Here is a 22,065-nt window from a genome sequence, read left to right on the forward strand (position 1 = left end):
TCTCGACATCGCCCCCTTGAGGCCACCCCTAGGTCTATTCCGCCCCATGACCCCTGTCAACACATTGTCCTTACATTCGGACCACTCCTTGACACCGTTCCGCGGCGGCCTGAAAGCTTGAAGGCATGACGACGCTGTCACGCATCCGGATCGGTTCGGCACCCGACTCGTGGGGGGTGTGGTTCCCCGAGGACCCGGGCCAGGTCCCCTGGAGCCGCTTCCTGGACGAGGTGGCGGACTCCGGGTACGAGTGGATCGAACTCGGTCCGTACGGCTACCTGCCGAGCGATCCGGCCGTGCTGACCGCCGAGACCCAGAAGCGCGGCCTGAAGGTGTCGGCAGGGACGGTCTTCACGGGCCTGCACCACGGTCCCGCCGTCTGGGACAGGACGTGGGCCCACGTGGCCGAGAATGCGGCGCTCGCGCAGGCGATGGGCGCCGAGCACCTCGTCGTCATCCCGGCCTTCTGGCGCGACGACAAGACCGGCGAGGCCCTGGAGGACCGCACGCTCACCCCCGAGCAGTGGCGCCAGCTCACGCTCCAGACCGAGCGGCTGGCGTACGAGGTGCGCGAGCGGTACGGCCTGCGCGTGGTCGTGCACCCCCACGCCGACACGCACATCGACGACGAGACCAACGTCACCCGCTTCCTCGACGCGACCGACCCCGACCTCGTCTCGCTCTGCCTGGACACGGGCCACTACGCCTACTGCGGCGGCGACAACGTCAAGCTGATCGAGACGTACGGCGAGCGCATCGGCTATCTGCACCTCAAGCAGGTCGACCCGGCCGTCCTTGCCGAAGTGCGCGCGCAGGAGCTGCCGTTCGGGCCCGCCGTGGCCCGCGGCGTGATGTGCGAGCCGCCGACCGGGGTGCCCGCGATCGAGCCGGTCCTCGCGGCGGCCCAGAAGCTGGGCGTCGACCTGTTCGCCATCGTCGAGCAGGACATGTACCCGTGCCCGCCGGACAAGCCGCTGCCCATCGCCCGCCGCACCCGCTCGTACCTGCGTTCCTGCGGCGCCTGAGCCCCGTCGCCTCCGGCCCGCTTTCGCATCACACGCGTCACAAAGAACCTCTTTCTGTCACACATGTCCCGTATACGCGGGCTCCTCGTCACAGCCGGTCGACAGCCACCCCCCGGCGGTCACTCCGCGTCGTTCTCCGGGAACAGGCTGAGTTGATCGCCAGCGTCACGCCGCAGCTCCCCCGACGGCTCCCCCCGAGCCGCCCCTGCGGCGCGCGCAGGGAGGTGCCACTGATGACCGACCGCAAGCTCTGGTCCTACAAGGACATCGCCGCACACATCCGCGTACAGCCCGACACCGTGCGCTCCTACCGCAAGCACGGCCTGCTCCCCGACCCCGACCACGTGGAGTCCGGGAAGCCCTACTGGTACGCGGACACCATCCGCGCCTGGGTCGCCGCGAGGCCGGGCAACCGCGGGCGCAGAGACTGACCGCCCAGGTGGGACACGCCCCCGCACACCACCCTCGGGGTCCGAGCGGCCCCCTCATTGAGGTGTACCCCCTAGGGGTATACAGTGGTGGGTGTCAGGGGGCCTCCGGGAACACCGGGACCACTCCTGCACATTACGACGCATATACCGGCACGCACACACGCCGCACCCTCATCGAGGAGAACGACATGAGCGCCCAGACCGAGCTCCCGCAGGCCGAGACCACCGGCTCCTGCTGCTCCCCCAGCGGTTCCTGCCACTCCGACGGCGCCGCCGGGACGCCGCAGGGCGCAGTGACGACCGTGTACGAGGTGACCGGCATGACCTGTGGTCACTGCGAGGGCGCCGTCGGCGAAGAGATCTCGGAGATCGCCGGCGTCAGCTCCGTCAAGGCGGTCGCCGCCACCGGCCTGGTGACCGTGGTCTCCGAGGCCCCGCTCGACGAGGCCGCGGTCCGCGCCGCGGTCGACGAGGCGGGCTACGAACTCGTCGGCGTCAGCAAGGCCTGACCCACCCCCTGCCGGGTACCCCGGGCCCTGTGACACCGTCACAGGGCCCGCAGCCGCTTCACCCCAGCCGCATGAAAGAGCCATGAACGAAGTCGAACTCGCCGTCGGCGGAATGACCTGCGCCTCCTGTTCCGCCCGCATCGAGAAGAAGCTGAACCGCGTGGAGGGCGTGAGCGCGTCGGTCAACCTCGCCACGGAGAAGGCCAAGGTCTCGTACGCGGACGGGGTCGAGGTCGGGCAGCTGATCGCGACGGTCGAGAAACTGGGCTACAGCGCGGCGGAGATCGTCCCGGCGCCCCCCGAGCCGGCCGCTCCCGAGACCACCGCCGACATCACCGAGCCGGACACCCTGCGTCAGCGCCTCATCGGCTCGGCACTGCTCTCGCTGCCGGTCGTCCTGCTCGCGATGGTCCCCTCCCTGCAGTTCGACAACTGGCAGTGGCTCTCGCTGACCTTGGCCGCCCCCGTCGTCGTGTGGGGCGGGTTCCCCTTTCACCGGGCCGCGTTCACGAACCTGCGACACGGCGCCGCGACCATGGACACGCTGGTGTCGGTGGGCACGCTCGCCGCGTTCGGCTGGTCGCTGTGGGCGCTCTTCCTCGGTGACGCGGGGATGCCGGGGATGCGGCACGGCTTCGAGTTCACCGTCTCGCGCGCCGACGCCGCCTCGACGCTCTATCTGGAGGTCGCCGCCGGCGTCATCACGTTCATCCTGCTCGGCCGCTGGCTCGAGGCCCGCTCGAAGCGCAAGGCGGGCGCGGCCCTGCGCACGCTGCTCGAACTGGGCGCCAAGGACGCGGCCGTGCTGCGCGACGGCACGGAGGTCCGCACACCGGTCGCGCGTCTGGTGGCCGGCGACCGGTTCGTCGTACGCCCCGGGGAGACCGTCGCGACCGACGGCACCGTCGTCGACGGGGCGTCCGCGGTCGACGTCTCGATGCTGACCGGCGAGTCCGTCCCGCAGGACGTGGCCGCGGGCGACGCGGTGACCGGGGCGACCACGAACGTCTCGGGGCGGCTCGTCGTCGAGGCGACACGCGTCGGCTCCGACACCCAACTGGCCAGGATGGCCAAGCTCGTCGAGGACGCGCAGACCGGCAAGGCCCAGGTGCAGCGCCTGGCCGACCGGATAGCGGGGATCTTCGTGCCGGTGGTCCTGATGATCGCCACCGCGACGCTCGGCGGCTGGCTCGGCGCCACCGGCGACGTGACCGCCGCCTTCACCGCGGCCGTCGCCGTCCTGATCATCGCCTGCCCGTGCGCACTCGGCCTCGCGACCCCGACCGCCCTGATGGTCGGCACGGGGCGGGGCGCGCAGCTCGGCATCCTCATCAAGGGCCCCGAAGTCCTGGAGTCCACACGGCGGGTGGACACGATCGTCCTGGACAAGACCGGGACGGTGACGACGGGGCGCATGACCCTGCGGGACGTGTACGCCACCGGGGAGACCGAGGAGAAGCAGCTGCTGCGGCTCGCGGGGGCCCTGGAGCACGCCTCCGAGCATCCCGTGGCACGGGCGGTCGCCGCGGGCGCCGCCGCGCGGTCGGGGCTCCCCGTGGGCGCGCTGCCGGCCGTGGAGGGCTTCGAGAACATCGCGGGCTCGGGCGTGCGCGGCACGGTGGAAGGGCACTTGGTGCTCGCGGGCCGTGAACGGCTCCTTGCGGACGCGGGAGTCGAGGGACTCGCTTCGGTGGCCGCGCTCGGGGCGCGGGCCGAGGAGGCGGGGCGTACGGCCGTCCTGGTGGCCTGGGACGGCGTGGCCCGCGGTGTCCTCGCCGTCGCCGACACCGTCAAGGACACCAGCGCCGAGGCGGTGCGCGAGCTTCGTGCCCTGGGTCTGACGCCGGTGCTGCTCACCGGCGACAACCGCGCCGTCGCCCGAGCGGTGGCGCGGTCCGTGGGCATCGAGGCGGACGCCGTGTACGCCGAGGTGCTGCCCGAGGACAAGGTCGACGTCGTACGGCGGCTGCGGGCCGAGGGCAAGGTCGTCGCGATGGTCGGGGACGGGGTCAACGACGCCGCCGCGCTCGCCACCGCCGATCTGGGCCTCGCGATGGGCACGGGCACGGACGCGGCCATCGAGGCGAGTGATCTAACGCTGGTGCGCGGGGACTTGCGCGGGGCCGCCGACGCGATCAGGCTCTCCCGTAGGACCCTCGCCACGATCAAGGGCAATCTCTTCTGGGCCTTCGGTTACAACGTCGCCGCGCTGCCGCTCGCCGCCGCCGGGCTCCTGAATCCGATGATCGCCGGGGCCGCGATGGCATTTTCCTCGGTCTTTGTTGTCACCAATAGCCTCCGTCTCAGGAACTTCACATAAGCTCTTCACATCTTGGTCGCAGCATTCTCACGCCTGAGTCTCGATCGGCATATCGGGCCTCTTGCGCATGTACAGGACATATGCAGGAGACGCAGATCACAGCGATCCCAACGTAACCATTCGGGGGGCTCGCGAGTCTAAGAGGACGATGCCAGGGACGTCTTGGGGGACGTCTCTAGACATCGGGGACATCTTGGGGGATGTTCCTAGGAATGCGTTGGCCGGGACACGTGCACCGGGGAGCTTTGAGCGGCCCTCCCGATACGTACGCGTCCCGGCAGATCGCAGCACGACTGGCGCGCTGCCACCACAGACGCCCGGCCGGATCCCGTGGGGGGAATCCGCACCGGGAAACAGGAAAGCGCCCCGACCGTCGACCCGTGGGGGGATCGACGGCGGGGCGCTTTTCGCTTGGCCGGAAGGTCAGCGACCCTCGACCGGGACGAAGTCCCGCAGGACCTCGCCGGTGTAGATCTGGCGCGGGCGCCCGATGCGGGATCCCGGCTCCTTGATCATCTCGTGCCACTGGGCGATCCAGCCCGGCAGGCGGCCCAGCGCGAAGAGAACCGTGAACATCTCGGTCGGGAAGCCCATCGCGCGGTAGATCAGACCCGTGTAGAAGTCCACGTTCGGGTAGAGCTTCCGCTCGACGAAGTAGTCGTCGGCCAGCGCGTGCTCTTCGAGCTTGAGCGCGATGTCGAGCAGCTCGTCGTCCTTGCCGAGAGCCGAGAGGACGTCGTGCGCCGCGGCCTTGATGATCTTCGCCCGGGGGTCGAAGTTCTTGTAGACGCGGTGCCCGAAGCCCATGAGCTTCACGCCGTCTTCCTTGTTCTTCACCTTGCGGATGAAGTTGTCGACGTCGCCGCCGTCCTGCTTGATGCCCTCGAGCATCTCCAGGACGGACTGGTTGGCGCCACCGTGCAGCGGGCCCCACAGGGCCGAGATGCCGGCGGAGATCGAGGCGAACATGTTCGCCTGCGACGAGCCCACCAGGCGCACGGTGGAGGTCGAACAGTTCTGCTCGTGGTCCGCGTGCAGGATCAGGAGCTTGTCAAGGGCGGAGACGACGACCGGGTCCAGGTCGTACTCGGCGGCCGGCACCGAGAAGGTCATGCGCAGGAAGTTCTCGACGTAGCCGAGGTCGTTGCGCGGGTAGACGACCGGGTGGCCCACGGACTTCTTGTAGGCGTACGCCGCGATCGTCGGAAGCTTGGCGAGCAGGCGGATCGTCGAGAGGTCGCGCTGCTCCTCGTCGAACGGGTTGTGGCTGTCCTGGTAGAACGTCGACAGCGCGCTGACCACGGACGACAGCATCGCCATCGGGTGGGCGTCACGCGGGAAGCCGTCGTAGAACCGCTTGACGTCCTCGTGCAGCAGCGTGTGCTGCGTGATGTCGTTCTTGAAGCTGGCGAGCTCGTCGACCTTCGGCAGTTCGCCGTTGATCAGCAGGTACGCCACCTCGGTGAAGGTGGAGCGCTCGGCCAGCTGCTCGATCGGGTAGCCGCGGTACCGGAGGATGCCCTCTTCGCCGTCGAGGTAGGTGATGGCGGATTTATAGGCGGCGGTGTTGCCATAGCCGCTGTCCAGGGTCACCAGACCGGTTTGGGCGCGGAGCTTCCCGATGTCGAAGCCCTTGTCGCCGACGGTCGAATCGATCACCGGGTAGGTGTACTCGCCATCGCCGTACCGCAGTACTACAGAGTTGTCGCTCACGTCATCCCTCACCGACGTTGTGCCTCTTCTTCGAGGTGCCCTGACTGTCTCTACCATCCCCCATTTGGCCCTGGAGAGTGCACTCGGGGTCGACCATTGGGCCTATTGGCGGCACTGAGTGCCGCCAACCTACTCATCCTGCCCCCTGTGCCCCGGTTGCGGAAGTGCTCTGTGACCTTTCCTACTCGTTTGATCGATCAAAATTTCGGGAGGTGGATCCTGGGCGGGTTCCCGGGTCGGATCCACGGCCTCCGGCGAGCCGGAAATCCAGGGCCGTACAGCGTCTGCCCGCGGAGACCGTGCGCACCGCTTGCCCCAGAGCCTTGCGCGAACCGACCAGGACGACCAGCTTCTTGGCGCGTGTGACCGCCGTGTAGAGCAGATTCCGCTGGAGCATCATCCACGCGCCCGTGGTCACGGGGATCACCACCGCCGGGTACTCGCTGCCCTGGGAGCGGTGGATCGTGACCGCGTACGCGTGCGCCAGTTCGTCCAGTTCGTCGAAGTCGTACGCAATCTCCTCGTCCTCGTCCGTAAGGACCGTGAGCCGCTGCTCGTCGGAGTCGAGCGAGGTGACTACTCCGACGGTGCCATTGAAGACGCCGTTCTGCCCCTTCTCGTAGTTGTTGCGGATCTGGGTGACCTTGTCCCCGACGCGGAACACCCGGCCGCCGAAACGCTTCTCCGGTACGTCCGGTCTGCTGGGGGTGATGGCCTGCTGGAGCAGGCCGTTCAGGTTGCCCGCGCCCGCGGGGCCCCGGTGCATGGGCGCGAGCACCTGGACGTCGCGGCGCGGGTCGAGGCCGAACTTCGCCGGGATGCGGCGCGCTGCCACGTCCACCGTGACCCGGCCGGCGTCCTCGGTCTCGTCCTCCACGAAGAGGAAGAAGTCCGTGAGCCCCTGGGTGATGGGCGGCACCCCGGAGTTGATGCGGTGGGCGTTCGTGACGACGCCGGACTGCTTGGCCTGGCGGAAGATGTGGGTGAGCCGGACCGCGGGGACGGGGCTCCGCTCGCTGAGCATGTCCCGGAGCACCTCGCCGGCGCCGACGCTCGGCAGCTGGTCCACGTCTCCGACGAACAGGAGGTGGGCGCCGGGGGCGACGGCCTTCACCAGCTTGTTGGCCAGGAGCAGGTCCAGCATGGACGCCTCGTCGACCACGACGAGGTCGGCGTCGAGCGGGCGGTCCTTGTCGTAGGCGGCGTCGCCTCCCGGCTTCAGCTCCAGGAGGCGGTGGACGGTGGAGGCCTCGGCGCCGGTGAGCTCGGCGAGGCGTTTGGCGGCACGTCCCGTGGGGGCGGCGAGGACGACCTTGGCCTTCTTGGCGCGGGCCAGCTCCACGATGGACCGCACCGTGAAGGACTTGCCGCAGCCCGGGCCTCCGGTGAGGACGGCCACCTTCTGCGTCAGCGCGAGCCTGACCGCCTCCTCCTGCTCGGGGGCGAGGTCGGCGCCCGTACGGGTGGCCAGCCAGGGCAGGGCCTTGTCCCAGGCCACGTCCCGGAAGGCGGGCATGCGGTCCTCCGGGGCCCTGAGGAGGCGCAGGAGCTGGGCGGATAGGGAGAGTTCCGCGCGGTGGAAGGGGACGAGGTAGACGGCCGTGACGTCTCCTTCGCCCGCGGGGCCGCCGTCGGGTCCCGGAACCGTCTCGCGTACGACGCCTTCGTCCTCCGTGGCCAGCTCCGCCAGGCAGTCGATCACCAGGCCCGTGTCCACCTGGAGCAGCTTCACCGCGTCGGCGATGAGGCGCTCCTCCGGGAGGTAGCAGTTGCCCTGGTCGGTGGACTGGGACAGGGCGTACTGCAGACCGGCCTTGACCCGTTCCGGGCTGTCGTGCGGGATGCCGACGGACCGGGCGATGCGGTCCGCGGTGAGGAAGCCGATGCCCCAGACGTCGGCGGCGAGGCGGTACGGCTCGTTCTTCACCACGGAGATGGAGGCGTCCGCGTACTTCTTGTAGATGCGGACGGCGATGGAGGTGGAGACGCCCACGCCCTGCAGGAAGACCATGACCTCCTTGATGGCCTTCTGTTCCTCCCAGGCCGCCGCGATCATCTTGGTCCGTTTGGGGCCGAGGCCCGGGACCTCGACGAGGCGCTTCGGCTCCTGCTCGATGATGTCGAGGGTGTCCACGCCGAAGTGGGTGGTGATGCGGTCGGCCATGACGGGGCCGATGCCCTTGATGAGGCCCGAGCCGAGGTAGCGGCGGATGCCCTGGATGGTCGCGGGGAGGATGGTGGTGTAGTTCTCCACCGTGAACTGCTTGCCGTACTGGGCGTGGGAGGCCCAGCGGCCCTCCATGCGCAGGGACTCTCCGACCTGGGCGCCCAGCAGTGCGCCCACGACGGTGAGGAGGTCGCCGCCGCCGCGACCGGTGTCCACACGGGCGACCGTGTAGCCGTTCTCCTCGTTGGCGTACGTGATCCGCTCCAGGACGCCCTCGACCACCGCGGTGGCTGTCGCGGCTGTCGCACTCGGTGGACTCGACATGGGCCGACGCTATCGCTCGGCGCTGACAGCGCGGGAAGCCTGTGGACAACTCCGCGAAGGCCGGGCGGTGGTGGTGGCAGCAGCTTCGAGGGGGCCCGGTCTTTCGACCGGGCCCCCTCGGGTCTCCCCTCCCCTGTCAGAACTCCGCTGATCCCCCCAGATCTCCCCCCACGGAAGTCCCGACGCAAAGTACGACCCGCGTCGGGCGGGAAGGGTTGCACGCGTAGAGCCACGAGTTTTTACGAGTTTTCGGGGTGCCGAAGAAGTGGGGCAGAAGTAGCTTTTAACGCATGAGCGAAGAATCTCCCGAAAACCCTCCTGGGACCACGCCCGGCGCCCCGCCCGACCCCTCTCTGGAGAAGGACGTCCTGGCCGAACTCGGCGACGACAAGCTCCAGGAGATCGCGGGGCTTCTCGGTACGGATGCCGCGGGGGCGCAGGACGTCGTGGGCACCACGGTGACCGCGCTCTCGGGGAATCTGCAGGAGAAGGCGGAGGACCCCGCGGAGGCGGCCGAGGTGGAGCAGGCGCTCGCCGAGGCGGCGCCCGCGGAACCTCCTCCGCAGGGGATCGCCGGGTTCGGCGGGTTCGGCGGGCTCGCCGCGGGCGGGATGCTCTCGGGAGTGCTGGCGAAGATGAGCAGGCCGGTGGCGAACGCCGTGGCGAAGAAGACGGGGCTCCCTGCGGCTTCCGTGACCCGGGTGATCGAACTCCTGATCCCGGTACTCCTGACCGTACTGACGAAGCGGGCCCGGACGTCGTCGAAGCCGGGCGCCACGGGTTCCCCCGCAGGCGGCGGCATCGGCGACCTCCTGAACCAGATCCTGGGCGGCAAGAAGCGATAGGCCCGCCCATTCCCGGGGCCCGGCAACGGGCGGGGCCCCCGGCAGTGGGTGACAGGTCAGCAGGCGTGCTCGGTGTAGGCCGTGGCCGTCTCTGTCAGGAGTTCCTTGCCCGAGCGTGACCACAGGGTGTCGTTGAAGAGTTCGACCTCGATCGGACCCCCGTAACCCGCCTCCTCCACCAGGGCCCGCCACGCCCGCAGGTCGACCGAGCCCGCGCCCAGCTGTCCCCGGCCGTTCAGGACGCCCTCCGGCAACGGCGTGATCCAGTCCGCCAGTTGGAAGGCGTGCAGCCGCCCTCCCCGCCCCGCACGGGCGATGTCCGCGGGCGCCCGGTCGTCCCACCACACGTGGTAGGTGTCGACGCAGACCCCGACCTGCGCGGCGGGAAACTGCTCGGCCAGATCGAGTGCCTGGCCCAGCGTGGAGACCACGCAGCGGTCCGACGCGAACATGGGGTGCAAGGGCTCGATGGCCAGGCGGACACCGCGTGCCGCCGCGTACGGAGCGAGTTCCGCCAGTGCCTCGGCGATCCGCGAGCGCGCCCCGTGCAGGTCCTTGCTGCCGGCGGGCAAGCCGCCGGAGACCAGGACGAGCGTGTCCGTGCCGAGGGTGGCCGCCTCGTCGATCGCCGCCTTGTTGTCGTCGACGGCCGCCACGCGCGCGAGCGGGTCGACGGCCGTCAGGAAACCGCCGCGGCAGAGCGTGGTCACCGTCAGGCCGGCGTCGCGCATCAGCTTGGCGGTCGCGTCGAGGCCATGGGCCTTGACCGGCTCCCGCCAGAGGCCGACGCCGGGGACTCCCAAGTCAGCGCAGGCGGAGGCCAGTTCCGGCAGGGACAGCTGCTTGACGGTCATCTGGTTGATGGAGAACCGCGCGAGGTCCCCGCTCCCGATCACGCTCATTGCTGGACTCCGTACGTGGTGAGCAGGGCTTTCATGCGGGACTCGGCCAGGGCCGGGTCCGGGAACAGGCCGAGCCCGTCGGCCAGTTCGTAGGCGCGGGTCACGTGCGGCAGCGAACGCGCCGACTGCAGGCCGCCCACCATCGTGAAGTGGCTCTGGTGGCCCGCGAGCCACGCCAGGAGGACCACGCCCGTCTTGTAGAAGCGGGTGGGCGTCTGGAAGAGGTGGCGGGACAGTTCGACCGTGGGGTCGAGGCAGGCGTGGAACCCGTTCGTGTCACCGGTGTCCAGAAGGCGCACCGCCCGCGCGGCCAGCGGCGCCAGCGGGTCGAAGATGCCGAGCAGGGCGTGGCTGAAGCCCTGCTCGTCGCCCGCGATCAGTTCGGGGTAGTTGAAGTCGTCGCCCGTGTAGCAGCGGACACCGTCCGGCAGGCGGCGGCGCAGGGCGATCTCGCGCCCCGGGTCGAGGAGGGAGATCTTGATGCCGTCGACCTTGTCGGGGTGCGCGGTGATGACCTCCAGGAAGGTGTCGGTCGCCGCGTCCAGGTCCTCGCTGCCCCAGTATCCGGTGAGCGCCGGGTCGAACATCGGGCCGAGCCAGTGCAGGATCACCGGCTCGCTCGCCTGGCGCAGGAGGTGGCCGTACGTCTCCAGATAGTCGTCCGGTGATGTCGCGGCCGCCGCCAGCGCCCGGGAAGCCATCAGGATCACCTGGGCGCCGGTCGACTCGACCAGGGTCAGCTGCTCCTCGTACGCGGCACGGACCGTCAACAGGTCCGCGGGAGCCGTCAGTTGATCCGTGCCCGCGCCGCAGGCGATGGCGCCGCCCACCGACTTCGCCTCCGCCGCGGAACGCGTGATCAGTTCCGCGGCGCCCTTCCAGTCCAGGCCCATCCCCCGCTGTGCCGTGTCCATCGCCTCGGCCACGCCCAGGCCCTGCGCCCACAGGTGGCGGCGGAAGGCGAGGGTGGCGTCCCAGTCGACGGCCGCCGGGGAGTCAGGGGACACGTCGGCGCGGGGGTCCGCGACCACGTGTGCCGCCGAGAAGACCGTGCGGGAGGCGAGAGGGGAGGTTCCGGCGGTGGCCGACAGTGGGGTGCGGCACGGCTCGTACGCGTACGTCGTGCCGTCGGGCCGCGGCAGCAGAAGCGTCACTGTGCGATCTCCGGCACCTCGATGCGGCGGCCCTCGGCCGAGGACTTCAGGCCCAGTTCGGCCAGTTGCACGCCGCGCGCGCCCGCGTGCAGGTCCCAGTGGTAGGGCGCGTCCGCGTACACGTGCCTCAGGAACAGCTCCCACTGCGCCTTGAAGCCGTTGTCGAACTCCTGGTTGTCGGGGACCTCCTGCCACTGGTCGCGGAACGAGTGGGTGACGGGAAGGTCAGGGTTCCAGACCGGCTTCGGGGTGGTGCTCCGGTGCTGTACGCGGCAGTTGCGCAGGCCCGCGACCGCCGAGCCCTCCGTGCCGTCCACCTGGAACTCGACGAGTTCGTCGCGGTTCACGCGGACCGTCCAGGAGGAGTTGATCTGCGCGATGGCGCCGCCTTCGAGCTCGAAGATGCCGTACGCGGCGTCGTCCGCCGTGGCGTCGTAGGGCTTGTCCCGCTCGTCCCAGCGCTGCGGTACGTGGGTCGCGGCGAGCGCCTGGACGCTGCGTACGCGGCCGAACAGCTCGTGCAGGACGTACTCCCAGTGCGGGAACATGTCGACGACGATGCCGCCGCCGTCCTCCTGGCGGTAGTTCCAGGAGGGGCGCTGGGCGCTCTGCCAGTCGCCCTCGAAGACCCAGTAGCCGAACTCGCCCCGGACGGAAAGAATCTTGCCGAAGAAGCCGCCGTCGATGAGGCGCTTCAGCTTGAGCAGCCCCGGCAGAAAGAGCTTGTCCTGGACGACGCCGTGCTTGATGCCGGCCGACTGGGCGAGGCGGGCCAGTTCGAGGGCTCCGGCGAGGCCGGTCGCGGACGGCTTCTCGGTGTAGATGTGCTTGCCCGCGGCGATGGCCCGCTTGATGGCTTCCTCGCGCGCCGAGGTGACCTGCGCGTCGAAGTAGATGTCGATGGTGGGGTCGGCGAGGACCGCGTCCAGGTCGGTCGAGACGGCCTTCCCGGCGTCAAGTCCGTGCCGCTCCGCGATCTCCCGCAGGGCGTGCTCCCTGCGGCCCACCAGGACCGGCTCGGGCCACAGCACCGTGTTGTCGGCGTCACCCAGGGGGAGTCCGCCCTGCTCGCGCAGGGCGAGCAGGGAGCGGACGAGGTGCTGGCGGTAGCCCATCCGTCCCGTCACACCGTTCATGGCGATGCGCACCGTCTTGCGAGTCACAGGGGGTCCCTCCGTACGCAGGTAAGCGTATAGCAAGCGCTTTCTATACGAGAAGAAGCTAGCCTGCCGCACAAGGTTCGGACAAGGGCTTCGGACCAGAGCCGTGACCGGAGGACGACGAGATGACCGTGACCCTGGCCGATGTGGCGGCCCGCGCCCAGGTCTCCCCCGCCACCGTCTCCCGCGTGCTGAACGGCAACTACCCCGTGGCCGCGGCCACCCGGGAGCGTGTCCTGCGGGCCGTGAACGACCTCGACTACGTCCTCAACGGGCCCGCGAGCTCGCTCGCCGCCGCCACGTCCGACCTCGTCGGCATCCTGGTGAACGACATCGCCGACCCCTTCTTCGGGATCATGGCGGGCGCCGTCCAGTCCGAGATCGGCGGCCCCGGCGGGCGCGCCGGCGGCGAGCGGATGGCCGTGGTCTGCAACACCGGGGGCTCCCCGGAGCGCGAGCTGACCTATCTGACCCTGCTGCAGCGCCAGCGTGCCGCCGCGGTCGTGCTGACCGGCGGCGCCCTGGAGGACCCCGCTCACGCCGCCGCGATGTCCGCGAAGCTGGCCCGCCTCGCGGACGCGGGCACCCGGATCGTGCTCTGCGGACGTCCGCCCCTCGAGGACTCGGACGCGGCGGTGGCCACGCTCACCTTCGACAACCGCAGCGGCGGGCGGCGGCTCACGGAGCACCTGCTGACGCTGGGGCACCGCAGGATCGGGTACGTGGCGGGCCCGATGGAGCGGACGACCACCCGGCACCGCCTGGAGGGCCACCGGGACGCGCTCGCGGCGTCGGGCACGGGCAAGGGCACGGGCAAGGGCGACCAGGACGAACTGACCGTCCACGGCCCCTACACCCGCCGGTCCGGCTACGAGGCGACCCTCGAACTCCTGCGCAGGGAGCCGGACCTGACGGCCATCGTCGCCGCCAACGACACGGTCGCCCTTGGCGCGTCGGCCGCCCTGCGCGACCAGGGTCTGCGCATCCCCCAGGACATCTCGGTGGCGGGCTTCGACGACCTGCCCTTCGCGATCGACGCCGTCCCCGCGCTGACGACCGTACGCCTGCCGCTGCACGAGGCGGGCGCCCGAGCGGGCCGCCTGGCCACGGGCGCGGAGGAGGCCCCGCCCGGCGGCGTGGCGACGATCGGGGCGGAGCTGATGGTGCGGGGGTCCACGGCGCCGCCGTGTCGGTGAGGGCCCGATGTCGCTGACATCGCCCCGGCGAGGCATGGCGGTCATGGGCGGGGCGGCGTACCGTTGACTCAGTCAAGGGTGACTTGTCTCGTCACCCCGGGAGGGAACCGTCATGTCGCACGCCTCCAAGACGCCGATCCACGAGATCCGCGCCTTCAACCGCTTCTACACCAACCTCATCGGCGCCCTCGACTACAGCCGTCAGCTGTATGTCCCGTACACCCTCACCGAATCCCGGGTCCTCTACGAGATCGCCCACTCGTCGCGCCCCGACGCAGCCGACCTGAGGGCCGAACTCACCCTCGACGCCGGGTACTTGAGCCGTCTGCTCGGCAAGTTCGAAAAGGCGGGGCTCATCGAGCGCGCCCCCTCCGAGCGTGATCCGCGGCGCCAGCGCATCACGCTCACGCAGCGCGGGCGCGAGACCGCGGGGCTGCTGGACGAGCGGTCCAACGAGGCCATGGGGACCCTGCTGTCCACCGTCCCGGCCCGCGAGCGGCCCCGCCTCGCGGACGCCCTGCGCACCGTCCGGGAGATCCTGGCCGACCGTGACGGCAAGGAGCCCTCGCGCCCTTTCCTGCGCGAGCCCGGGGCCGGTGACCTCGGGTGGATCGTGCAGCGCAACGCCGCCCTGTACGCGGCGGAGTACGGGTTCAACACCGACTACGAGGGCCTGGTCGCCCGGATCATCGCCGACTACGCCGAGGATCACGACCCGCATCTGGAGCGGACATGGATCGCCGAGCTCGACGGGCGGCCCGTGGGGTGCGTGATGTGCGTGCGTGACGACGCGCCCGGCACCGCCCGGCTGCGGCTCCTGCTCGTCGAGCCCGACGCGCGGGGTCATGGGATCGGCGACCAACTCGTGGGCGCATGCGTCGAGTTCGCGCGCGGGGTGGGCTATCGCGAGATGGTCCTGTGGACCAATGACATCCTCGGCGCCGCCCGCACCATCTACCAGAAGCACGGTTTCGTCCTCGTCGACGAGAAGCCGCACCGCTCCTTCGGCGTCGACCTCGTGGGGCAGGACTGGCAACTGCACCTAGGGTCTGCGACATGAAACTCGCCTTCTCCACCCTCGGCGTGCCCGGACTCCCCCTCGCCGACGTGCTGAACCTGGCCACCACCCACGGCTATCACGGCATCGAGCTGCGCGCGCACCCCGAAGAGCCGGTCCACCCGGGCATCGAGCTCGCCGAACGGGCCGACGTGGCCGCGCAGTTCAAGGCCGCGGGCATCGAGATCCTCGGCATCTCCGGATACGCGCGCGTGGCCGAGCCGGGCGACGACGGGCCCGTACTCGAAGAGATACGTTCGCTGCTCACCCTCGCCCGCGACCTGGGCGCCCCCTTCATCCGCGTCTTCCCCGGCGGCGGCACCGAGCAGAGCCCCGAGGAGGCCGACGCGACGGCTGCCCGGCGGCTCGGCACCGCGGCCGAGTCCGCCGCGGACTTCGGCGTACGCATCCTGCTGGAGACGCACGACTCGCACCGCACCGGCGCCGCGGCGACCCGCGTGCTCGGCGCGGTCGGCCACCGGCACGCGGGCGCCCTGTGGGACGTGATGCACACCTGGCTCGGCGGCGAGTCCCCCGCCGACAGCCACGCGGCGCTCTCCCCGTACCTCGGCTACGTCCAGGTGAAGGACATCGCGTCGGCCGGCGACACGACGCCGCTCGGCCTCGGCGAGGGCGTCCTGCCGCTCGCCGAATGCGTGGACGTGCTGCTCAGCGGGGAGCACCGGGACGGCTGGCTGTGCTGGGAGTACGAGAAGCGGTGGTACGAGGAGGCGAAGCCGCTTCCCGAACTCCTGGGGCAGGGACGGGACTTCCTGTCGCGGCTCCTGAACCGCCCCGCCTGACGCCGGCCTTGGCCGCTCCTGAACCCCCACGCCTGACGCCCGCCAGGGACGTCAGGCTCACCCCGCCGACCAGGAGCGCCGCCGCGCACCACCCGAGTGCGCTCACCGACTCACCGAGGACGAGACCGGCGGCGGACATCCCGAACACCGGGACCAGGAGCGAGAAGGGTGCGACGGTCGAAGCGGGGTGGCGGCGCAGCAGGTACCCCCAGGCGCCGAAGCCGAAGACCGTCGTGATCCACGCGACGTAGACGATGATGCCGACGCCCTGCCAGTCGAGTGCGGCCAGGGCGTCGAGGTCCGCGGTCGGGCCCTCGAACAGCAGCGAGAGTCCGAGCAGCGGCAGGACCGGGACCGTGCTCACCCACACCATGAAGTTGAGGGAGTCGGGCGGGGACGCCTTGCGGGTCAGGACGTTCGACGCGCCCCAGCAGGCCGCGGCGCCGATCAGCAGCGCGAAGGCCGTGAGCGGCCCCGCCGCACCCTCGTCGACGGCGGCGACGCCGATGCCCGTGAGCGCGATGACCATGCCCAGCATGCGTACGCGGCCAGGCCGTTCACCGAGGGCCACGAAGGCGAAGAAGGCCGTGAACACCGCCTGGACCTGGAGGATCAGAGAGGACATGCCGGCCGGCATCCCCGCGTCCATGCCGATGAACAGCAGGCCGAACTTGGCCACCCCGAGGACGAGTCCGACGCCGACGATCCACTTCCACGCGACCTTCGGCGGGCCCACGAAGAACACCGCGGGCAGCGCCGCCACCAGGAAGCGCAGGGCGGAGAACAGCAGCGGCGGGAAGTGGTCGAGGCCCACCTCGATGACGACGAAGTTGGCGCCCCAGACGGCGGCGACGAGGACGGCGAGGAGGACGTGAGCGGGTCGCATGCGTCGAGGATCACCCGCTCCGACCATGTAGGACCAGCGCGGATCTCTGCATGATGGGATGAAGCAACGCTAACGAATCCGACGGCGCCGACGGGCGTCGCCACCCCTGGGGAGGGCTCTCGTGCTCGATCTCGCCCGGCTCCGCGCCCTGCACGCCGTCTCCGTACACGGCACCGTGGGCGCCGCCGCCACCGCACTCGGCTACACCCCCTCCGCCGTGTCCCAGCAGATAGCCAAGCTGGAGCGCGAGACCCGCACCACCCTCCTCGAACGGCAGGGCAGGGGCGTGGCGCTCACCGAGGAGGCACGCCATCTCGCCTCCACCGCGCAGGAGTTGATGGCCATCGTGGAGCGCGCGGAGACGGAGCTGGAGGAGCGCCGGGGGCTGCCCGCGGGACGGCTGACCGTCGCCGCGTTCGCCTCCGCGGCGCGCGGTCTGCTGCCCGGCGTCCTCGCGGATCTGGCCCGGCGGCATCCCGCGCTCGACGCCCGGATGTCGGAGATCGACCCGCATCTCTCCATCGACCTGGTGGCCAAGGGCGCGGTGGACATGGCGGTCGTGCACGACTGGGACATCGCGCCGCTGCCGACACCGCCCGGCGTCGAACAGGCCGTCATCGGGGACGACTTCTGCGATCTCGTGGTGCCCGCGACGCATCCGCTCGCGGCGCGGGTCTCCGTGCGCCGCGAGGACCTCAAGGGCGAGCGGTGGATCACCCAGCCGCCGGGGCTCGTCTGCCACGAGTGGCTGGTCCGCACCCTGCGCGAGGCGGGCTGCGAGCCGGACATCGCGCACACGGCGGAGGAGAACCCCACCCTGGTCGCGCTCGTCGCGGCAGGGCTCGGCATCGCGCTCATTCCGCGCCTCGGCCGCGGTCCCGTCCCGGACGGCGCGGTCACCGTCCGGCTCGATCCGCTGCCGGTGCGGCGGCTGTACGCGCTGTGGCGGACCGGGGCGTCGCGGCGCCCCGCGATCTCGGAGACCGTACGGACCCTGCAGGGCCACTGGGCCGAGGCGGCGCCCGGGAGGAAGGCTTCCTGAGCCTCAGAATCCCCCTCGGCACCACTTTCCGGAAAACGCCCGCTGCGGGGGAACCCGCTCGCACCGACCCCCGTCAAACCGCCGTGCTGTCGGGTGAGTCTCCGCGAGGCGGTGTCGGCATCGCTGCTGGCTGCGAACGCTGACCACCCTCTCTGCCGCCCGTGGCCGGCAGCATGCCGTCACCGGTGCGCCCCCTCCACCAGCGCCGGTGACGGCCCCTCTCCTCCACAGTGGCTGCCGATTACCTTGACCGGCAGAAATCTTCGGGATATCCGTGGCACTCGGAAAGTTTCCTTCAGCCGGTTCCCCCAGTCCGGCTCCGGTCCGGCATCCGTCCCCGAGGACGTCCCCGAAGGAGCGCACATGACCCACCGCAACGCCTCCAGACGCACCCTGCTCACCGCCACGGCCGTAGCGGCGACGGCACTGGCCGCGCCCTCCGCCGCCCACGCGGCCGGCAGCGGCGACCGCGGTCGCGACCGGAAGCTGCGGGAGCTCATCTCCCGCATGAGCCTCGAGGAGAAGGTCGGCCAGCTCTTCGTGATGCATGTGTACGGCCACTCCGCCACCGCCCCCGACCAGGCCGACATCGACGCCAACCTCAAGGAGCTCGGCGTGCGCACCGCCGCGGAGGCGGTCGCCAAGTACCACCTCGGCGGCATCATCTACTTCGGCTGGGCCCACAACACCCGCGCCCCGCACCAGATCGCCGACCTCTCGAACGGCATCCAGCGCGCCGCCCTGGAGCCGGACGACTCGCCGACCGCCCGCATCCCGCTGCTCATCTCCACCGACCAGGAGCACGGAGCCGTCGCCCGCGTCGGCGTCCCCGCCACGCTCCTGCCCGGCGCGATGGCCCTGGGCGCCGCGGGCTCGCGGTCCACCGCGCGCAAGGCGGCCCGCATCGCGGGCACCGAACTCCGCGCGCTCGGCATCCGGCAGAACTACGCCCCGGTGGCGGACGTGAACGTCAACCCCGCCAACCCCGTCATCGGCGTACGCTCCTTCGGCTCGGACCCCGAAGCGGTCGCCGATCTGGTCGCCGCGCAGGTCAAGGGCTACCAGGGCACGGACATCGCCTCGACGTCCAAGCACTTCCCCGGGCACGGCGACACCAAGGACGACAGCCACTCCAAGCTGCCGTACATCCACCACACGCGTGAGCAGTGGGAGACCCTGGACGCCCCGCCGTTCCGGGCGGCGGTGGCCGCGGGCATCGACTCGATCATGACCGCGCACATCGTGGTCCCGGCCCTCGACCCGGCGGAGGACCCGGCCACGCTCTCCCGCCCGATCCTCACCGGCATCCTGCGGGAGGAACTCGGCTACGACGGGGTCGTGGTGACGGACTCGCTGGGCATGCAGGGCGTGCGCACGAAGTACGGCGACGACCGCGTGCCGGTGCTCGCGCTGAAGGCGGGTGTCGACCAGCTCCTGAACCCGCCGAAGCCGGAGATCGCCTGGAACGCGGTGCTCCAGGCCGTGCGGGACGGCGAGTTGACGGAGGCGAGGCTCGACGAATCGATCCTTCGGATCCTGCGCCTCAAGGCGAGGCTTGACCTCTTCTCCGACCCGTACGTCACCTCGCGCGGCGTGGACAGGGCGGTCGGCACACGTGCGCATCTCGCCGCCGCCGACCGGATCGCGGAGGAGACGACGACGCTGCTGATCAACGCGGACGGGCTGCTTCCGCTCTCGCGGCGCACCCAGCGGGACGTGCTCGTCGTGGGCGCGGATCCGGCGTCGCCCTCGGGGACGACGGGTCCGCCGACGACCGTCATCGGGCGCGAGCTGACGGACCTCGGCTTCACGCCGACGGTGCTGCCGACGGGCACGGCCCCCTCCGCCGCCAGGATCGCCGAGGCGGTGGCGGCGGCCGCCGGCAAGGACGCGGTGCTCGTGGGCACGTACAACGTGGGGGCGGGAAGCGCTCAGATCGCCCTGGTGGAGGCGCTGGTGGCGACCGGGGTGCCGGTCGTCGCCCTCGCGATCCGCAACCCGTACGACGTGGCGCGGCTGGGGGGCGTGGGCGCGTCCCTCGCCGCGTACTGCTGGACGGACGTCGAACTGCGCGCCGCGGTACGGGTGATCGCGGGGCGCGCCGAGCCGCGCGGGAAACTGCCCGTGCCGGTGCAGCGTGCGGATGACCCGGCGCAGGTGCTGTACCCGGTCGGGCACGGCCTGACGTACTGATCCGTACGCCGGGTCGGCGGCGCGCCACCTCCACCTGGCCCAAAGCACCCCACGCACCTGGCGTGCGCCCGCCCGCGCGGGCCACGCTGGGTGCACGTATCGGGGGGTTCGCCATGCTTGTCATGCTTGGGCGGCGGTGTGCGGGGGTGCTGCTTCTGGTCGCGTGCGTCGGTGCGGCCGGCTGCCAGGACTCCTCGGACCCGGGGTCGGATGCGTCCGCCCGGCGGCCGTCCTCGTCGGCGCCTCCCGGGCACGGAGCGGTCTTCCTCGCGGTGGACGAGTGCAGTTCGCGGGGGCGCGAGACCTTCACGGAGGTGTCGTGCACGAGTGAGCGTGCGGCGGCGCGGGTCATCGCCCGCCACGACGGCAAGGTAGCGGAGGGCCCTTCGTGCCCGGCGCGCACGGACTTCGTCCTGCACATCAGCGAGAACAGGCCCGCCGTGGACGAGGACGGGAACGGTGAGGTGCCGCGGGGCTACGCCTGCATGCGGAACCTGGAGCTGCCGCATCCCGGGGACCCCGGGGGCGGGGGCGGTCCTCGGACGGTCGTCGGGGACTGCGTGTACGGGGCGGGCGAGGGCGAGGTGCGGGAGACGGCGTGCGACGGGTCCGGTGCGAAGGCTCCGGAGTACCGGGTGACTTCGGCGGTTCCGTCACGTGCCGCGTGCCCGGCCGCCACGCAGCTCTATGTGTCACTGGAGGGCGGGAAGCCGGTGGGGTGTGCGGTGCGGGTATGAGCGGTTCCCTTTCCCCGGTCCCACCCCTTCCCGAAGCTGGGGCTCCGCCCCGGACCCCGGTCCTCAAGCGCCGGACGGGCTGATTCTCAGCCCGTCCGGCGCTTGAATCCGGCCCTACGGGCGCAGGGTCAGCTGCTTCTGCTCTTCCTTGCGGTCGAGCTTCGCGTCGTAAGGAGCCAGCGGCTTCGGGGAGGCCGCGGTGGAGACCCCGGCCCAGGCCTGGATCCGCTCCGTCGCCTTGGCCTTGTCCGCCGCGACGAGACCCGCCACGTTCGCGCCGTGGTTGGCGCCCGGCGCGGTGAAGACGTGGGAGTCGTGCTTCGCGCCCCTGGCGGGACGGAACGGCTCGGCGCCCCACGGGTCGTTCTCGCCGTAGACGTACATCATCCGCTGCGCGTTGTGACGCACCCAGCGGTCCACGTCCTTCATGGCGCCCGACTGGAACTTCATCGGGATCTCGCGCGGCACGAAGTTCCGCGGCGGCTGGTAGCCGTAGCGGCTCAGGTCGCCGAGCCAGGGCTGCGAGATGTCGGGCGAGCCGAGCTGCGTACCGGCCTGGTAGTAGTACGGCGTGTACGGGGTCAGGCCCTGGTCCGTGTAGGAGGCCCAACCGCCCACCTGGTCGACGTAGTCGAAGATCGCCTGGTCCGTGGCGGACTTGGCGTCGGGGACGTCCGCGCACGCGGCCTCGGGCTGGTACTGCCAGAAGCCCCACACCAGGTCCAGGACGACGGCCTCGTAGGCCTTGTCCAGGTTGCCGACCGTCTTGAAGGTGTGGTTGCCGGCCTCGGCGAACTCCGCGTACTTCTTCTCCAGCGGCTCGCGGCGCACGAGCGCCTCGCGCTGCACGGCCTCCAGCTTGGCGCGGCACTCCTTGGTGCCGACCGTCTCGAAGAACTCGTCGTAGCGCGAGTCCTCCTTGTTCACGACGTCGTTCGGGGCGACGTACGCGACGATGCCGTCCATGTCACGCGGGTAGAAGCGCTCGTAGTACGTGGCGGTCATGCCGCCCTTCGAGCCGCCGGTCGCCAGCCACTTCTTGTCGTAGACGGGCTTGAGCGCCTTGAAGATGCGGTGCTGGTCGCTCGCGGCCTGCCAGATGTCGAGCTTGGACCAGTCGGCGGGCTCGGGGCGGGACGGCGTGAAGAAGCGGTACTCCATGGAGACCTGGTTGCCGTCGATGATCCGCGTCGGCTCGCTGCGGCTGGGGTTCGTCGAGACGTTGTAGCCGCTGGTGAAGAAGGCCGTGGGGCGGGCGGTGTCCTTGTGCAGGACCGTCAGGCGCTGCTTGAAGGTGCCCTTGGAGGGGTGCCGGTGGTCAATCGGCTGGGTGTAGTTGAGGACGAAGTAGCGGTAGCCGGTGTACGGCTTCTCCTCGATCAGGCTCATGCCCGGTATCGCGAGGAGCCTGTCCTTGATGTCGGTGGCCTGCGGCTTCGCGGCGGTGGCCGCCCCTGCCGCGCTCACTGTGCCCGCGGTGCCGATGCCTATCAGCACGACGAGCGACAGCAGCCATCTGAGCGCCTTGCGCATGCACTCTCCCCTAAGTTCGCGATTGCGTCCGCCGGAACTTATCGGAGCAACTCGCTCACCACTAGGGG

At 70.7% G+C, this 22,065-nt stretch carries 17 protein-coding genes and 1 pseudogene; 11 read left to right on the plus strand and 7 right to left on the minus strand.

Annotation, left to right across the window (positions count from 1 at the left end; genetic code table 11):
- Positions 1-125 precede the first annotated feature (125 nt).
- From ACWD02_RS03055 to ACWD02_RS03070, 4 genes are all read left to right on the plus strand, one after another.
- Positions 126-1,025: a sugar phosphate isomerase/epimerase family protein gene (locus ACWD02_RS03055; protein ID WP_451203818.1), complete on the plus strand. Its 900-nt coding sequence runs from the start codon at positions 126-128 to the stop codon at positions 1,023-1,025.
- A gap of 233 nt (positions 1,026-1,258) precedes the next feature.
- Positions 1,259-1,456 (plus strand): MarR family transcriptional regulator, encoded by a 198-nt coding sequence (locus ACWD02_RS03060; protein ID WP_451203820.1) that lies wholly within the window; start codon positions 1,259-1,261, stop codon positions 1,454-1,456.
- Positions 1,457-1,644: 188 nt separating this feature from the next.
- Complete coding sequence (locus tag ACWD02_RS03065; RefSeq protein ID WP_451203822.1) at positions 1,645-1,965, plus strand: heavy-metal-associated domain-containing protein; 321 nt, start codon at positions 1,645-1,647, stop codon at positions 1,963-1,965.
- Between the two features lie 82 nt (positions 1,966-2,047).
- Positions 2,048-4,285, plus strand: a complete 2,238-nt coding sequence (locus ACWD02_RS03070; protein WP_451203824.1) for a heavy metal translocating P-type ATPase — start codon at positions 2,048-2,050, stop codon at positions 4,283-4,285.
- A 423-nt stretch (positions 4,286-4,708) separates the two neighbouring features.
- Here ACWD02_RS03070 and ACWD02_RS03075 read toward each other — a convergent pair whose 3' ends face one another.
- Both ACWD02_RS03075 and recD2 read right to left on the minus strand, forming a co-directional pair.
- Entirely contained in the window at positions 4,709-6,055 is a 1,347-nt protein-coding gene (locus ACWD02_RS03075; protein ID WP_451203826.1) for a citrate synthase, read from the minus strand.
- A gap of 124 nt (positions 6,056-6,179) precedes the next feature.
- On the minus strand, positions 6,180-8,489 hold the full coding sequence (gene recD2, locus ACWD02_RS03080; protein WP_451203828.1) for an SF1B family DNA helicase RecD2: 2,310 nt from the start codon (positions 8,487-8,489) through the stop codon (positions 6,180-6,182).
- A gap of 290 nt (positions 8,490-8,779) precedes the next feature.
- Between recD2 and ACWD02_RS03085 the strand changes: the two genes are divergently transcribed.
- The gene (locus tag ACWD02_RS03085; RefSeq protein WP_451203830.1) at positions 8,780-9,334 is read left to right on the plus strand and encodes a DUF937 domain-containing protein; all 555 of its coding nucleotides are present in this window, start codon (positions 8,780-8,782) and stop codon (positions 9,332-9,334) included.
- A gap of 56 nt (positions 9,335-9,390) precedes the next feature.
- Here ACWD02_RS03085 and ACWD02_RS03090 read toward each other — a convergent pair whose 3' ends face one another.
- The 3 genes from ACWD02_RS03090 to ACWD02_RS03100 are packed head-to-tail and all read right to left on the minus strand — an operon-like array spanning position 9,391 to position 12,553.
- On the minus strand, positions 9,391-10,236 hold the full coding sequence (locus ACWD02_RS03090; RefSeq protein WP_451203832.1) for a sugar phosphate isomerase/epimerase family protein: 846 nt from the start codon (positions 10,234-10,236) through the stop codon (positions 9,391-9,393).
- Positions 10,233-11,390, minus strand: a complete 1,158-nt coding sequence (locus ACWD02_RS03095) for a dihydrodipicolinate synthase family protein (protein WP_451203834.1) — start codon at positions 11,388-11,390, stop codon at positions 10,233-10,235. The genes ACWD02_RS03090 and ACWD02_RS03095 overlap by 4 nt, the downstream gene beginning before the upstream one ends.
- Positions 11,387-12,553, minus strand: a complete 1,167-nt coding sequence (locus tag ACWD02_RS03100) for a Gfo/Idh/MocA family protein (protein ID WP_451203836.1) — start codon at positions 12,551-12,553, stop codon at positions 11,387-11,389. The genes ACWD02_RS03095 and ACWD02_RS03100 overlap by 4 nt, the downstream gene beginning before the upstream one ends.
- A 122-nt stretch (positions 12,554-12,675) precedes the next feature.
- Between ACWD02_RS03100 and ACWD02_RS03105 the strand changes: the two genes are divergently transcribed.
- The 3 genes and pseudogenes from ACWD02_RS03105 to ACWD02_RS03115 form a co-directional block, all read left to right on the plus strand.
- Positions 12,676-13,746: a LacI family DNA-binding transcriptional regulator gene (locus ACWD02_RS03105; RefSeq protein ID WP_451203837.1), complete on the plus strand. Its 1,071-nt coding sequence runs from the start codon at positions 12,676-12,678 to the stop codon at positions 13,744-13,746.
- A gap of 112 nt (positions 13,747-13,858) precedes the next feature.
- Entirely contained in the window at positions 13,859-14,806 is a 948-nt protein-coding gene (locus ACWD02_RS03110; protein ID WP_451203838.1) for a bifunctional helix-turn-helix transcriptional regulator/GNAT family N-acetyltransferase, read from the plus strand.
- A pseudogene (locus tag ACWD02_RS03115) lies at positions 14,803-15,522 on the plus strand (sugar phosphate isomerase/epimerase family protein); the annotation flags it as partial. The gene ACWD02_RS03110 and the pseudogene ACWD02_RS03115, both read left to right, overlap by 4 nt.
- Here ACWD02_RS03115 and ACWD02_RS03120 read toward each other — a convergent pair.
- Positions 15,473-16,492, minus strand: coding sequence for an EamA family transporter (locus tag ACWD02_RS03120; RefSeq protein WP_451203840.1), 1,020 nt, complete (start codon positions 16,490-16,492; stop codon positions 15,473-15,475). The pseudogene ACWD02_RS03115 and the gene ACWD02_RS03120 sit on opposite strands and share 50 nt — an antisense overlap.
- 121 nt (positions 16,493-16,613) lie before the next feature.
- Between ACWD02_RS03120 and ACWD02_RS03125 the strand changes: the two genes are divergently transcribed.
- From ACWD02_RS03125 to ACWD02_RS03135, 3 genes are all read left to right on the plus strand, one after another.
- Positions 16,614-17,534, plus strand: a complete 921-nt coding sequence (locus ACWD02_RS03125; protein ID WP_451203842.1) for a LysR family transcriptional regulator — start codon at positions 16,614-16,616, stop codon at positions 17,532-17,534.
- A gap of 363 nt (positions 17,535-17,897) precedes the next feature.
- A complete protein-coding gene (locus ACWD02_RS03130) occupies positions 17,898-19,727 on the plus strand; it encodes a glycoside hydrolase family 3 protein (RefSeq protein WP_451203844.1) in 1,830 nt (609 codons plus the stop codon).
- Between the two features lie 113 nt (positions 19,728-19,840).
- A complete protein-coding gene (locus ACWD02_RS03135) occupies positions 19,841-20,464 on the plus strand; it encodes a hypothetical protein (RefSeq protein WP_451203846.1) in 624 nt (207 codons plus the stop codon).
- Positions 20,465-20,578: 114 nt separating this feature from the next.
- Here the strand turns inward: ACWD02_RS03135 and ACWD02_RS03140 are convergent, their stop codons facing one another.
- On the minus strand, positions 20,579-21,997 hold the full coding sequence (locus ACWD02_RS03140; RefSeq protein ID WP_451203848.1) for a S28 family serine protease: 1,419 nt from the start codon (positions 21,995-21,997) through the stop codon (positions 20,579-20,581).
- Positions 21,998-22,065: the final 68 nt, after the last annotated feature.

It is taken from the genome of Streptomyces sp. NPDC002853 (genome assembly GCF_053591915.1).